Origin of the sequence: Humibacillus xanthopallidus (assembly GCF_044793955.1) — a bacterium.
Lineage (GTDB): Bacteria > Actinomycetota > Actinomycetes > Actinomycetales > Dermatophilaceae > Humibacillus > Humibacillus xanthopallidus_C.
In genome coordinates, this window is sequence record NZ_CP084995.1 from 3,777,831 (window position 1) to 3,790,893 (window position 13,063).

At 69.4% G+C, this 13,063-nt stretch carries 14 protein-coding genes and 1 tRNA gene; 4 read left to right on the forward strand and 11 right to left on the reverse strand.

Features of this window, described 5'->3' with window-relative positions; genetic code table 11:
• Positions 1-182 precede the first annotated feature (182 nt).
• A tRNA-Tyr gene (locus tag LG278_RS17045) sits at positions 183-266 on the reverse strand.
• Positions 267-400: 134 nt separating this feature from the next.
• Between LG278_RS17045 and LG278_RS17050 the strand changes: the two genes are divergently transcribed.
• A complete protein-coding gene (locus LG278_RS17050; protein WP_404388680.1) occupies positions 401-895 on the forward strand; it encodes a YajQ family cyclic di-GMP-binding protein in 495 nt (164 codons plus the stop codon).
• 52 nt (positions 896-947) lie between these two features.
• On the opposite strand, the gene LG278_RS17055 is transcribed toward LG278_RS17050, so the two are convergent.
• Complete coding sequence (locus tag LG278_RS17055) at positions 948-1,736, reverse strand: DUF4031 domain-containing protein (protein ID WP_404388681.1); 789 nt, start codon at positions 1,734-1,736, stop codon at positions 948-950.
• A gap of 222 nt (positions 1,737-1,958) precedes the next feature.
• Between LG278_RS17055 and LG278_RS17060 the strand changes: the two genes are divergently transcribed.
• On the forward strand, positions 1,959-2,156 hold the full coding sequence (locus tag LG278_RS17060) for a WXG100 family type VII secretion target (RefSeq protein ID WP_404393700.1): 198 nt from the start codon (positions 1,959-1,961) through the stop codon (positions 2,154-2,156).
• A gap of 166 nt (positions 2,157-2,322) precedes the next feature.
• Here LG278_RS17060 and LG278_RS17065 read toward each other — a convergent pair whose 3' ends face one another.
• The 5 genes from LG278_RS17065 to LG278_RS17085 form a co-directional block, all read right to left on the reverse strand.
• The gene (locus tag LG278_RS17065) at positions 2,323-3,129 is read right to left on the reverse strand and encodes a carbohydrate ABC transporter permease (protein WP_404393702.1); all 807 of its coding nucleotides are present in this window, start codon (positions 3,127-3,129) and stop codon (positions 2,323-2,325) included.
• 77 nt (positions 3,130-3,206) lie between these two features.
• On the reverse strand, positions 3,207-4,205 hold the full coding sequence (locus LG278_RS17070; protein ID WP_404388682.1) for a carbohydrate ABC transporter permease: 999 nt from the start codon (positions 4,203-4,205) through the stop codon (positions 3,207-3,209).
• On the reverse strand, positions 4,202-5,617 hold the full coding sequence (gene ngcE / locus LG278_RS17075; RefSeq protein ID WP_404388683.1) for an N-acetylglucosamine/diacetylchitobiose ABC transporter substrate-binding protein: 1,416 nt from the start codon (positions 5,615-5,617) through the stop codon (positions 4,202-4,204). The genes LG278_RS17070 and ngcE overlap by 4 nt, the downstream gene beginning before the upstream one ends.
• Before the next feature lie 32 nt (positions 5,618-5,649).
• A complete protein-coding gene (locus LG278_RS17080; RefSeq protein WP_404388685.1) occupies positions 5,650-6,408 on the reverse strand; it encodes a sugar isomerase domain-containing protein in 759 nt (252 codons plus the stop codon).
• Positions 6,401-7,354 carry a MurR/RpiR family transcriptional regulator gene (locus LG278_RS17085; RefSeq protein WP_404388687.1) on the reverse strand — a complete coding sequence of 318 codons (954 nt, stop codon included), beginning with the start codon at positions 7,352-7,354 and terminating at the stop codon, positions 6,401-6,403. Before LG278_RS17085 ends, LG278_RS17080 begins: the two co-directional genes overlap by 8 nt.
• 184 nt (positions 7,355-7,538) lie before the next feature.
• Between LG278_RS17085 and LG278_RS17090 the strand changes: the two genes are divergently transcribed.
• Positions 7,539-8,555 carry an N-acetylglucosamine kinase gene (locus tag LG278_RS17090; RefSeq protein ID WP_404388689.1) on the forward strand — a complete coding sequence of 339 codons (1,017 nt, stop codon included), beginning with the start codon at positions 7,539-7,541 and terminating at the stop codon, positions 8,553-8,555.
• 234 nt (positions 8,556-8,789) lie between these two features.
• On the opposite strand, the gene groL is transcribed toward LG278_RS17090, so the two are convergent.
• The 3 genes from groL to LG278_RS17105 all read right to left on the reverse strand — a co-directional run bounded on the left by groL (position 8,790) and on the right by LG278_RS17105 (position 11,689).
• Positions 8,790-10,424, reverse strand: coding sequence for a chaperonin GroEL (gene groL / locus LG278_RS17095; protein WP_404388690.1), 1,635 nt, complete (start codon positions 10,422-10,424; stop codon positions 8,790-8,792).
• Positions 10,425-10,693: 269 nt separating this feature from the next.
• Positions 10,694-11,119, reverse strand: a complete 426-nt coding sequence (locus LG278_RS17100) for an HIT family protein (protein ID WP_404388691.1) — start codon at positions 11,117-11,119, stop codon at positions 10,694-10,696.
• A 69-nt stretch (positions 11,120-11,188) separates the two neighbouring features.
• Complete coding sequence (locus tag LG278_RS17105; RefSeq protein ID WP_404388692.1) at positions 11,189-11,689, reverse strand: hypothetical protein; 501 nt, start codon at positions 11,687-11,689, stop codon at positions 11,189-11,191.
• Positions 11,690-11,768: 79 nt separating this feature from the next.
• Between LG278_RS17105 and LG278_RS17110 the strand changes: the two genes are divergently transcribed.
• Entirely contained in the window at positions 11,769-12,719 is a 951-nt protein-coding gene (locus tag LG278_RS17110) for an MBL fold metallo-hydrolase (protein ID WP_404388693.1), read from the forward strand.
• 37 nt (positions 12,720-12,756) lie between these two features.
• Here LG278_RS17110 and LG278_RS17115 read toward each other — a convergent pair whose 3' ends face one another.
• Positions 12,757-13,050, reverse strand: coding sequence for a hypothetical protein (locus LG278_RS17115; protein ID WP_404388694.1), 294 nt, complete (start codon positions 13,048-13,050; stop codon positions 12,757-12,759).
• Positions 13,051-13,063: the final 13 nt, after the last annotated feature.

Below are 13,063 nucleotides of genomic sequence, written 5' to 3' on the forward strand. Positions count from 1 at the left end.
GCACGGCAACCCCAAGGTCTCCGAGATCCCCGTAGAGCTCACCGCAACGGGGCACCTCAAGCAGTGAGCCCGCGGGCGGCTCGCGCCACTCCCGCGAGACGGTCGCTCCTCCTCCGTGTCGCGGGAATCGAAGAAGGGCCCCTGACCGGCGTTTCCGCTGGTCAGGGGCCCTTCTGTGCAGATGGTGGCAGGTGAAGGATTCGAACCTTCGTAGCTCTCGCGACGGATTTACAGTCCGTTTCCATTGGCCGCTCGGACAACCTGCCCCGTGCGCATGGAAGGATAGCAAGAGATCGAGCGCCGTCCGAAATCGAGGTCGAAGCGACCTCCCCCACCCCCTCGGACGAGCCTCGCCGGACCCTCCGACAGCCACCCCGCAACCGACCCGAAGGAGCCCCAGATGGCCGATTCCTCGTTCGACATCGTCAGCAAGTTCGACAAGCAGGAGATCGCCAACGCCGTCAACAGCGCGAGCAAGGAGATCGCCACGCGCTACGACTTCAAGAACGTCGGCGCCTCCGTCGAGCTCGCCGGCGAGGTCATCAAGATGAAGGCCAGCACCGAGGAGCGTTGCAAGGCCGTCCTCGACGTCGTGCAGACCCACCTCGTCAAGCGCAAGGTCAGCCTCAAACACCTCGACGTCCCCGAGGCCGGACCGCGCATCTCGGGCAAGGAGTACCACCTCGACGCGCCCCTCAAGGAGGGCATCTCCCAGGAGAACGCGAAGAAGATCAACAAGCTCATCCGCGACGAAGGCCCCAAGGGCGTCAAGAGCCAGATCCAGGGCGACGAGCTGCGCGTCTCGAGCAAGAGCCGCGACGACCTCCAGGCCGTGCAGCGCATGCTGCGCGAGGCCGACCTCGACGTCGCGCTGTCCTTCACCAACCAGCGCTGAGCGCCTGCTCCCGTATGCCGTCCGCCTGGCCCAGGCGGACGGCATACGCGCGTCACGGGGCGGGGACCAGACCCCGCAGGTCGGCGAACACCTCGACCGCGAGCGGCCACCAGAAGAGGGCACCGCAGTGGGCGGCATACGCCTGCGGTGTCAGCCAGCGGGTGGCGTGGATGCCGTCGTCGCCGTTGCTGAGCGGGGGCCGCGCCGTGTCGAGCTCGGTGCGGAAGACCTGGAGATAGGGCTTGGCGACGTCGATGACGTTGTCATCGGTGCGCGGCGTGAATCGCTCGTAGCCGCAAGGGAACACACGCGCGGGGTCGAGGACGAGCCCGGTCTCCTCCCGGGTCTCGCGCACGGCGTTCTCGACGGGCGATTCGTGGGGCTCGCGCCAGCCACCCGGTGATCCCCAGTCGGCTCGGCGGACGCTGTGCACGGCCGCGAAGTCGCCGCGGGAGTCGCGCACGAAGACCATGGCGGCAAAGACGCGCCGCTCGTCGGCGGGCACGCTCGAGGCCACGAGGTCGACGTCGCTCGAGCCGTTGGGGAAGGGGACGTCGAGCTGACGGGCCACGCCGCGGTCGTGCTTGCGCTTGCGCAGCCGCAGGCCCGAGGCGTTGAGCCTGCGGACGAGGTCGACCCCGGACGTCGGGGTCGCGCCGGCGGCGACGGCGTCGTGCCAGCGCACGTCGGGCACGTCGTAGTGGTCGCCGTCGAACGAGCGCGGGTGCAGCCCCGCGGCCCGCGCGACGGCATGCAGCTCCGCGTAGGAGCTGTCGCTCACGAGGTGGGCGAAGAGCCGACCGTGGGCCGGCCAGATGGGCTCGTCGATCCACACGGTCACCCCGGCAGCCTAGGGCAGCCTCCTGACAACCTCCGGCCCTGTGGATGACGGCCGAGGCGTGGACGCGGGCCGACCTAGCCTCGGTCGGGAGAGGACGTCAGACCGGATGTCCCGACCCCGAAAGAGCCACCATGTCCCGCTCGATCGTCGACACCGAGGTCATCGCCGCAGCCGCCGGCGACATCAACCGCCTGGCCGAGCATCCAGGCCGACGTCGCGACCCTGCGTGGTCGCCTCGCCTCGCTCGACGGCGCCTGGGAGGGGCCGGCCAAGGCGGAGTTCGTCCGGGTGATGCACGACTACCAGAGCGCGCAGGCCCGCATGAACGAGGTCATCTCCGACATCGGGGGCCTCACCTCGCGGGTGGCGGGCGCCTACCTCGAGCACGAGAACGCGACGCGCTCCCTCTTCGCCCGCTGACCCGGCCACAGATCCGCACGCTGACCAGCACGCTGCACCGGCGGCGTCGCCAGCCCCCGGCGCAGGTCCTGACCCCTGGAGGGCCGCGCCGGGTGCAGAGAGCCGGAGGGTGGGCCCGTCGAGCGACGGACCCACCCTCCGGTGCACTGCCGGCGACCGGGATGCGCTACTTCATCGTGCCGGCCGTGACGGAGCCCTGCAGCTGACGCTGGAAGATGAGGTAGACGATGAACACCGGCACGACCGTGATGACCACGGCCGCGAAGAGGGCACCGAAGTCGACGGCGTAGTTCGCCTGTGAGGCGAAGGACGCCATGCCCTGCGACAGCACGTAGTTGTCGCGGTTCGTGTTCAACGCCACCGGCAGCAGGAACTGGTTCCACAAGCCGAGGAAGTTGAAGATCGCCACCGATGCCATGCCCGGTCTGGCCATGGGCAACATGATCTGGAAGAACTTGCGCCACTCCCCCGCACCGTCGACCTCTGCTGCCTCGGCGATCTCGTCGGGCAGGTCCTTGAAGAAGGGGTAGAGGAAGAACACCGTGAACGGCAGGGCGAAGGCCACGTAGGTGAGGATCAGCCCTGGGAGGGTGTTGAGCAGACCGACGCTCTTGAGGACGAAGAACAGCGGCACGATGGCGAGGAAGACCGGGAAGGTCAGCCCCGCGAGCATCAGGTAGTAGATCGCCCGGGCACCGAAGAAGTCGAACCTCGCCAGGACGTAGGCGCACATGGCACCGAGGATCATGACGATGACGAGTGCCGCCCCGACCACGATGACCGTGTTGATGAAGAAGTCCCCGATGCCCGACGTCGTCCAGGCGTTGACGTAGTTGGTGAAGTCCCAGTTCTCGGGCAGCGAGAACGGCGATGCGAAGATCTCGCTGGTCGACTTGAACGAGGTCATCACCGTCCACAGCAGCGGAACGATGACGATCGTCGACCAGACGATGAGCACCGTGTGGGCCGACATGCTGAAGGCGCGGTCGGTGCCTGACGCCTTGTGCTCGAGTGCCTTCGGGCTCGAGCTCACTGGCTCGGTTGCGGTGCTCATCGCGCCTCCCCCCGCTGGCCGCCACCGGTGAGCCGGTTGACCAGGAACACCAGACCCGCGAAGACGAGGGTCATCGCGGCGAGCGTGACACCCATGGCGCTCGCGAGGCCGAACTGGCCCTTGCTGAACGCCGTCGTGAACAGGTCCTGGGACATCACCAACGTCGAGTTCTCGGGCCCGCCCCCGGGGTTCATCGCCTGCATGTAGACGAAGGCGTCGAGGGCGAGGATGCCGAGGTAGATGTAGGCCGTCTGCACGTTCTCGCGGATGAGCGGGATCGTCACCGAGAACGCGGTGCGCAACCGGCCCGCACCGTCGATCCGGGCAGCGTCGTACATCTCCGACGGGATGCCCTTGATGGCCGCGACGAAGAGCACCATGTAGAACCCCACGAAGCTCCAGATGATGACGAACATGATCGCCGGCATCGCCGTCCTCGTGTCACCGAGCCACGGAAAGGACTCGAAGCTCTCGAGCCCGATGCCGGTGAGCAACCCGTTGAGCAGTCCCCGCGACGGGTCGTACATCTGCGCCCACAGCAGTCCGGTGATGATCGCCGGGATCGTGTAGGGGAAGAACGACACGACGCGATAGAAGCTCGAGTTGCGCAGCCCCCGGACCGCTCCGTGGCCGGAGCCCCCGACCGTCACCATCGTGGCCAGCGCGAGGCTGAGCACGATGGTGACGAGCGGCACGACGATCGCCAGCAGCACGTTGTTCCACAGCGCCGTCATGAAGATGTCGTCGGCGAGCAGCTTCTGGTAGTTCGCCAGGCCGATGAAGTCCATGTCGGGGGTGAAGCCGGACCAGTTCGTCAGGGAGTAGTAGAACGCCTGGACGAACGGCCAGATGACGAACACCACGAAGATCGTCAGCGGCAACCCGAGGAACACGACCATGAAGCTGACCCGGTCGAAGGTCAGCCGCCGTCTGGACCGCCGACGTCTCGACCCCGCCTGGCCGTCGGGGGCCCCGACCAGCGCGGGGTTGGTCATGAGACGGTGACCTTCTTGATGGAGTCGTCGTTGCGCACGGTGTCGGTGATCTTCTGCAGGCCGGAGGTCAGTCCGGCTGCGTCGGTGTCACCGGCGAGGAAGCTGTTCCACACGACGAGCTGGTCCTTGTTCATCCCGTAGAGGTCGACGAAGTTCCACGTGAAGATCTTGTCGCCCGCGGCCTCGAGCATGCTCGTCTGCGACACCAGGGCGGTGGAACCGAAGCCGTCCTCTGGCACGATGCCCTTGACGATGGTCGGCGACAGCCGCGTCTTGGAGAAGTTGGTCGCCGCCTCCTTGGAGAGCATGACGCGCAGCAGCTCCTTGCCGCCGGCGACGTTGGCCCCCTTGGAGGGGATGACGAACGGCTCGCCGGCCGTGCTGTGCATGGCCTCGTACGGCATCGCCGAGCTGGCATCGACCGTGGGCTCGGGTGCCCCGGTCATCTTGAAGCCCTCCTTGGTCTGCTTCATCATCTCGTTCTCGATCCACGAGCCCGAGGGGTAGAGCAGGGCCGACTCGTCGTTGCTCCACTGCGCCTGGGCGGCGGTGAACTGCGTGCCCGAGCCACCCGGCTTGAAGTAGCCCGCCTTGACGATCTCGCCCATGGCCGTGAAGACGGCCTGGACGGCCGGCTTGGACCAGCAGTCACCCTCGAGGTTCTCCAGCGAGAGGCGGACCTCGTCGCCGCCCTGCTTGATCGCCGAGGCGATGGCCATCGTCTGGTAGTACGTGGCCGCCTCCTTGCCCCAGACGAAGAGGTACTTGTCCTTTGCCTTGGCCTCGGCGCCGAGCTTCATGGCGTCGTCCCACGTCTTCGGGGGGGTCCAGCCGTTGGCCTGGAAGAGAGCGTCGGAGTACCACAGCGCATAGACGGTGAGGACGTAGTTGAGCGCCACGAACTTGTCACCGAACGTGCCCGGCTTGGTGACGCCGCCGAAGAGGGTGTCCTTGATGGGAGTGCCCTCGAGGTTGGGCGCCTCGATGAGGCTCGTCATGTCCTCGAGCTGGTCGATGATCGTGCTGAAGCCGATGGCCCCGGCGCCCGAGTTGTCGATGAGGTCGGGCGGATTGCCACCGACGAACCTCGGCTGCAGCTCCTGGGCGATCTGCGTGGACGGCGAGACCTTGGCGGTGCTGCCCGGGTGGTTCTTCTCGAGGATCGCGGCCGCGAAGGTGACGTAGTCGATGCCGTAGCCACCGTTGAAGATGACGGCGTCGATGGTCGACTTCTCGGCCATGCCGAACGGGTTGTCCTTCGACACGGCGCCCGTGGGCCCCGCGGCGGTGTCCGGGCTGCTGCTGCTGCCCGCGCAGGACGCGAGGGTGCCCGCAAGCGGCACGGTGAGGGCGAGCCCCAGGGCTCCACGCACGAAGGTGCGGCGGTCGAATGCCTTCTTCTCGATGCTCATGGTGCTGTTCATCCCTTTCGTGGGTGGGTGGGTCAGGCGTGGCGACGGAGTCGGTCTCCGTAGCGGTCTTCGAGGCGGTGGTTGTGCTCGTCACCGCCGGGGATGTTGGCCGAGAGGTAGACGGGCGGGGTCGTGCCCGATGCCGCCAGCCGACCGGCAGCGCCGACGGTGAGCAGCTGGGCGATGAAGGCGGCGGTCATCGACGAGACCGCACCGACCGCGACATCTCCGGGCAGCGTGAGGGTGGCGTCGCCGTAGGGGGCGAGGTTGTCGATGACGACGTCGGCGATCTCGCTGAGACGCTTGCCGCTCGGGTGCTTGGGCGTCACGCGGGCGGTGTGCTCGAGGCTGGTCACGGCGATGACGCGGTGACCGTTCTCCTTGGCCTTGAGCGCGAACCCGACGATGGAGCCGTTGACCCCCGAGTTGCTGGCGATGAGGAAGAGGTCGCCGGGAGCGGCGGCCGTGAGCTCCCAGAGGGCGTCGACGACGGTCGGCTCGCGCTCGAGCGTCGACGCGTCCGCGAGGACGGCCGGGTCCTGACCACCGAGCACGACGAGGTCGCTGAGGGCGACCCGGGCCGTCGGGATGAGACCGCCGGCCCGCCCGGCGATCTCCATGGCGAAGGCCTGGGAGTGACCGGTGCCGAACGCCTGCAGCACGCCACCGGACTCGATCGCGTCGACGATCAGGGTGATCGCGTCGTCGAGCCCGCCGTCGCGAGCCGACTCGGCGATCCGTTCGATGCGACTCGTGGTCTCCTCGGTCATCTGCCCGATGAGGTCAGCCATGCGGTACGTCCTTTCGGAAGGTGGGGCGTGGGGTGGAGCTCGAGCGGGAGGTCGGGGCGGAGGTCGGCGTGTCCGCGGCGTCGCCCACGGCTGGGGTGGGAGGCCCCGGGTCCGCCTGCTTGCGCAGCGGCCGGCGGTGCGGCAGCACCGCCATCGCCGAGGCGGCCAGCTTCGTCGTGGTGCGGGGGAAGTTCTGCTGGGCGATGAGGACGTAGAGCAGGTCGAGGACGAACAGCTGGGCGTGCTTGGCCGAGAGCTCGTCGGGCTGGAGGTACTCGTCGGGAGTCGCGGTGAGCAGGTGCTCGTCGGCGAGCAGGGCGAGGGGTGAGTCGGCGCGGTTCGTCATGGCGATGGTGAGGGCGCCGGTCGACCTCGCCTGCGACAGCATCTGCACCGTCTCCTGCGTGCGACCGGTGTTGGAGATGCCGATGGCGACGCTGCGATCGTCCTGGATCGCCGCGCTCGTGAGGCCCAGGTGCACCTCTGACCACGCGTGGACGTTGATCCCGATCCGATAGAGCCGCATCGCCATCTCGGTGGCCATGCCGGCGCTGCCCCCGATCCCGTAGATGTCGAGGTGGTCGCAGGTGGCGATCCTGGCCGCGATCCGCGAGAACTGCTCGAGGTCGACCGAGGCCGCCGTCGCCTGGAGCGAGCGCGAGTGCGTGTTGAAGAGGGCCTGCACGACCTGGGCCGCGGAGTCGTCGGGCTCGAAGGCGCGGCCGATGTCGGTGTGCCAGGACTCGTTGGCATCGCCCCGCCCGACGTCGGCCGCGACCCCCACCCGCAGCGGCACGTAGCCGGCGTAGCCGATCGCCCGGCAGAAGCGCGTCACGGTCGCCGCGGAGGTGCCTGCCTGCTGGGCGAGCTCGGTGATCGAAAGGTTGAGCGGCGCAGTCGGATTCTCGAGCAGAAGTGCGGCTATCTTGGCCATGGCAGCGGACATCTGCGGACGCTTCGCATGGATCCGGTGCGCGACGCCGGGGCTGGCGTCGGCGGATCCTGCTCGGTGCGACACGCGGTTCGCTGAGGGCATGTGAAAATTCATCTCACTTGTCTGGAGGCAACAGTGAAAATCTTTCCCATCGCGGCGGCGGGGTCAACGATTGAGTGATGTCAAAACGCTAACGATGACCCATCTCGGCATCGATGCCGGCGGCACCTCCACGAGGGCGGTCGTGCTGGGCTCCGACGGCCGGTGCCTGGGTTACGGGCGATCCGGCAGCGGCAACCCGATCTCCGCCGGACCGGCGGTTGCCGCCGCATCGATGCGCGACGCCGTGCAGCAAGCCCTCGCAGCTGCCGGGCTCCCGGGGTCTGCGGTCGGCTCGACGTCGGTGGCCATGGCGGGTGGCAGCCGGGTCGCGGAGGACGACGAGGTGGCGGCGACCCTGCGCGGCGCCCTCGTGAGCGCCACTGTGCCCGCGGCGCTCACCGTGGAGCCCGACCTGCTCGCCCTCTACTTCTCCGGCACGCACGAGGCGAGCGGCTACGCGCTTGTCGCCGGCACGGGCGCCGCAGCCGTCCGCGTCGTCGACGGCGAGGTGGCCGCCACCTGCGACGGCCTCGGCTGGCTGCTCGGCGACGACGGCTCCGGCTTCTGGATCGGCCGCGAGGTGGTGCGCGCCGTCAGCGCCGACCTCGACGGGCGCGGGGCCAGCACCGCTCTGACGCCGCTGCTGCTCGAGGCCGTCCCGCGGGCGGCCACGTCCAAGGCCGAACCGCTCGCCCCCGGTGCCGTGCAGCACCCTGCGCTGCGCCACCTCGTGCGCGAGCTGTATGCCGTGCCGCCCGTCCACCTGGCCCGCTTCGCTCCGCTCGCCTTCGCTGCGGTGGCGACGGTCGACGACGCGGTCGCGGCCGACATCATCGCCCGGGCCGGCCTGGCCCTGACCAACACCCTGGCGGCGACCCTGCTGCCTGACCTCGACGGGCCGGTCGTGCTCGGCGGCAGCGTGCTCGTGCACCAGGCCGCCGTCACTCACCTCGTCCGAGCCTCGCTGGAGCACGCCGGGCGCTCGCTGCCGATCCACGTCGTCGAGGACGGTCTGGTCGGCGCCGCGGTGCTCGCCCTGCGGCGATCCGGCGTCGCCGTCGACGCCACGACCTTCGCCACCGTGACCGAGTCCCTCGCCCGCCTCCGCTGAGCCGCTCCCCACCAGCCGTGCATTCGGCACCTCCGGCACCGCACAGGTGTCAGGCGCACGACTGGTCGCGCGTTCGGCACCCCTGCCAACTGATGGGTGCCGAACGCACACCACAGCGCAAAGCATGAAGCCCGCGGGCCTGACGGGGCGGCATACCTCCGGGCACGCCGAAGGGCGGCTCCCCTCGTGGGGAACCGCCCTTCGGTCAGGCTGTGCTGCCGGGAGGTGCTGGGCTCAGAAGCCCATCCCGCCCATGCCGCCCATGTCGTCGCCACCAGGCATCGCCGGCGCGTTCTTCTCGGGCTTGTCGGCGATGACGGCCTCGGTCGTGAGGAAGAGCGCCGCGATCGAGGCTGCGTTCTGCAGCGCCGAGCGGGTCACCTTGACCGGGTCGATGATGCCGGCGGCGAGCAGGTCGACGTACTCGCCGGTCGCGGCGTTGAGGCCCCAACCGGACTCGAGCCCGCGCACCTTCTCGGCCACGACTCCACCCTCGAGACCGGCGTTGATCGCGATCTGCTTGAGCGGGGCCTCGGTCGCGACGCGCACGATGTTGGCGCCCGTCGCCTCGTCACCCTCGAGGTTGAGCGACTCGAACGCGACCTTTGCGGCCTGGATGAGCGCGACGCCGCCACCGGCGACGATGCCCTCCTCGACGGCAGCCTTGGCGTTGCGCACGGCGTCCTCGATGCGGTGCTTGCGCTCCTTGAGCTCGACCTCGGTGGCCGCGCCCGCCTTGATGACGGCGACGCCGCCGGCGAGCTTGGCGAGGCGCTCCTGGAGCTTCTCGCGGTCGTAGTCGGAGTCCGACTTCTCGATCTCGGCCTTGATCTGGGCGATGCGGCCCTCGATCTGCGAGCGGTCGTCGGCGTCCTCGACGATGGTCGTCTCGTCCTTGGTGACGACGACCTTGCGAGCCCGGCCGAGCAGGTCGAGGGTGGCGTTCTCGAGCTTGAGACCGACCTCCTCGGAGATGACCTGACCACCGGTGAGGATGGCGATGTCGGTGAGCATGGCCTTGCGGCGGTCTCCGAAGCCGGGGGCCTTGACGGCGACCGACTTGAACGTGCCACGGATCTTGTTGACGACGAGGGTCGCGAGGGCCTCACCCTCGATGTCCTCGGCGATGATGAGCAGCGGCTTGCCCGACTGCATGACCTTCTCGAGGAGGGGCAGCAGGTCCTTGACGTTGCTGATCTTGGAGTTCGCGACGAGGACGTAGGCGTCGTCGAGCACGGTCTCCATGCGCTCGGTGTCGGTGACGAAGTAGGCGGAGATGTAGCCCTTGTCGAAGCGCATACCCTCCGTCATCTCCAGCTCGAGGCCCATGGTGTTGGAGTCCTCGACGGTGATGACACCTTCCTTGCCGACCTTGTCCATCGCCTCGGCGATGAGCGCGCCGATCTCCTCGTCAGCCGCCGAGATGCTGGCGGTCGAGGCGATCTGCTCCTTGGTCTCGATCTCCTTGGCCTGCTCGAGCAGGGTCGCGGAGACGGCGTCGACGGCCTTCTCGATGCCGCGCTTGAGCGCCATCGGGTTGGCGCCGGCGGCCACGTTGCGCAGGCCTTCCTTCACCATGGCCTGGGCGAGCACGGTGGCCGTCGTGGTGCCGTCACCGGCGACGTCGTCGGTCTTCTTGGCGACCTCCTTGACGAGCTCCGCGCCGATCTTCTCGTAGGGGTCGTCGAGCTCGATCTCCTTGGCGATCGAGACACCGTCGTTGGTGATCGTGGGTGCGCCCCACTTCTTCTCCAGCACGACGTTGCGGCCCTTCGGGCCGAGGGTGACTCGCACGGCGTCGGCGAGGATGTTCATGCCCCGCTCGAGGCCGCGGCGTGCCTCTTCGTCAAAAGCAATGGTCTTTGCCATTCGGGTGGTTCCTCCCACGCGAAAAATGTGTGGTGGACCGCATGTCGCCCGCGACGGACGGGACCGACCCCCGCAGCTCACGTCGCTGTGGGACCCAGCCCCTCGGCATACGGCCCGGATCTGTCACTCCCCCATGGAGAGTGCTAACGCCATTATTGGCACTCTCCGGGTGAGAGTGCAAACCCTCGCGCGCTCGTGGCCGCGGTCGGCCTGCGCCCCCGAGCACCCCCGAAACGCCCTGCCACGCTGCCGTATGCCGTGTGGTGGCGTCAGCCCTGACGGCTCGGCCCGAGCGCGGCGGCAATGCGGGCGGCATACCCCGCGGACTCCTCGGCGGAGGCGTAGGACGTGCGCGGCCAGAAGAAGCCGCGCAGGCCGTCGCCCTTGGTGCGGGGCACGACGTGCACGTGCAGGTGGGGCACCGACTGGCTGACGACGTTGTTCGTCGCGACGAAGGTGCCCTGCGCGCCGAGACCCTCGACGGCAGCGCGGGCGAGGCGCTGGGTCGTCTCGGTGAGCCCGGCGTGCAGGCGGGGCGGGAGGTCGAGCAGGGTGTCGAGGTGCTCCCGCGGGACGAGCAGCACGTGGCCCTTGAAGACCGGGCGACGGTCGAGGAAGCCGATGAAGTCCGGCTCGTCGAGCACGACGTCGGCGGGCAGCTCCCCCGCGACGATCGAGCAGAAGACACAGTCCATGCGCTCAGGCTCCCACGTGGTGATCCGTGCGACGTCCCGCGACGTGGCTGGGCCGTCGGCGCGAACGTCTCAGCGCCGCGGCGGCGGCGGGGTCTTGGGCTTGGGCCGCTTGAGCTGGCCCGGGGGGACGTCGGTCGTGGGGCTCGTCGACGCCGTGGGCCTCGGCGAGGGCGACGTCGGGGCCGGCGGCTGGGGTGCGGCGGCGGTGCGCAGCACCGTGACGGCGGTGCGACGAGGCGCGGCAGTCGTCGAGGTGACGGGATTGGCCGACGTCACTGCGGGCCCTGAGGTGCCGGTCGTGGCTGACGGCGTGCCGGTGACGGCGGCCGACGAGGTGGTCACCGACGGCATCGGGGCGGCGTTGCTCCACACGTCGTCGGCCGCCCCGGACCAGTCGCTCGACGCAGGCCCCACCGCGCGCGCGGCGGACGGCGGCTCGCCCGGGCCGACCACGAGGAGGACGCCGACCAGGGCGGCGCTGAGCACGGATGCGAGGCCGACGACCGAACCGATGACGAGGTTGCGGCGGTGGCGGGCCTGTCGTCGTTCGGTGCGGGTATCGGGGGACATGGCCACCCAACGTAGACGAAGACGGGCGCGAATCGGGCATCGAGCGCCTGGCGAATGCTCCCGCCACTAGCGTGGGGGCATGACGGCGCAGCCACCGACGAGGCCTCCGAAGGGCCCATCGAAGAGGCCACAGACGAGGCACCGGACGAGGTCGTCGACCGGGCCGTCGGTCGCCCGCGGGTTCGTCGAGGTCGCCGACCGGGTCTTCGTGGCCCGCTACCCCGCGTGGGACGTCAATGTCGGCCTCGTCCTCGGCCGCGACGGCGCCGTCGTCATCGACACGCGTTCGAGTGACGCGCAGGGTCGGCACGCCCTCGACGACGTGCGACGGCTCGGCCGCGACATCACGGTCACCCACGTCGTCAACACGCACGTGCACTTCGACCACACCTTCGGCAACGCAGCCTTCGACACGGCCACGGTGCACGCCCACGACAACGTCGGGCGCACCATCGCTGCCGACGCCGAGCGGGTCAAGGCGCTCTTCCGGGCCGACCCGGGGGCGGCGCCCGAGCTCGGCTACACCGCGCAGGACGCCGCCGACGTGCTCGCCACGGTCGTGCGCGCACCCGACCGCACCTTCGGCAGCAATGCGACCATCGACCTCGGCGACCGCGTCGTCACGATGACGTATGCCGGTCGCGGCCACACCGACGGCGACATCGCGGTCGTCGTGCCCGACACCGACGCGGTCTTCCTCGGCGACCTCATCGAGGAGAGCGCCCACCCGTCGTTCGGCGGGGACTGCTGGCCCTTCGACTGGCCCGACACCCTGACCTCACACCTCTACCAGACCAGCGATCGCACGGTCGTCATCCCGGGGCACGGCCGGCCGGTCGACACCGCCTTCGCCGAGGCCCAGCGCGACGACATCGCGGCGGTCGCCTCGGTGATCCGCGCCCGCCGGCTCGGTGGCCACACGCTTGAGGACGCGCTGCGCGAGCCCGACGACCGACTGCCCTACCCCCTCGAGTGGCTCGGGTCCGCGATCCGCCGCGGCTGGGAGCAGGCCAACCCGCCCGTCGCGTGAGCGTCGTGGTGCCGGCTGCGACTCCGGCGTCGAGAGCTCAGTCGATGGCCCAGACGGTCTGGTCCTCGATCGTGATCGTGACGGCGACGTCAACGGGCGATGCCGAGTCGACGTGCAGGACGTACGCGACGCCGCCCGACGCACCGGCGGGGTTGTCCTCCAGGCTGAGTGGCGACACGTTGCTCACCCAGACGTCGGCGTCGCCAACGGTGTAGGCGAAGGGCTGCGTCATCGTCTTCCCGCCGTCCGGCCCGAACGCCATGTCGCCCGGTCCGGCGTCGCGGACGGCGACCTGTCCAGCCGAGACGTGCACGACCGCCTGCGCCGACATGATCTCTCCGCCC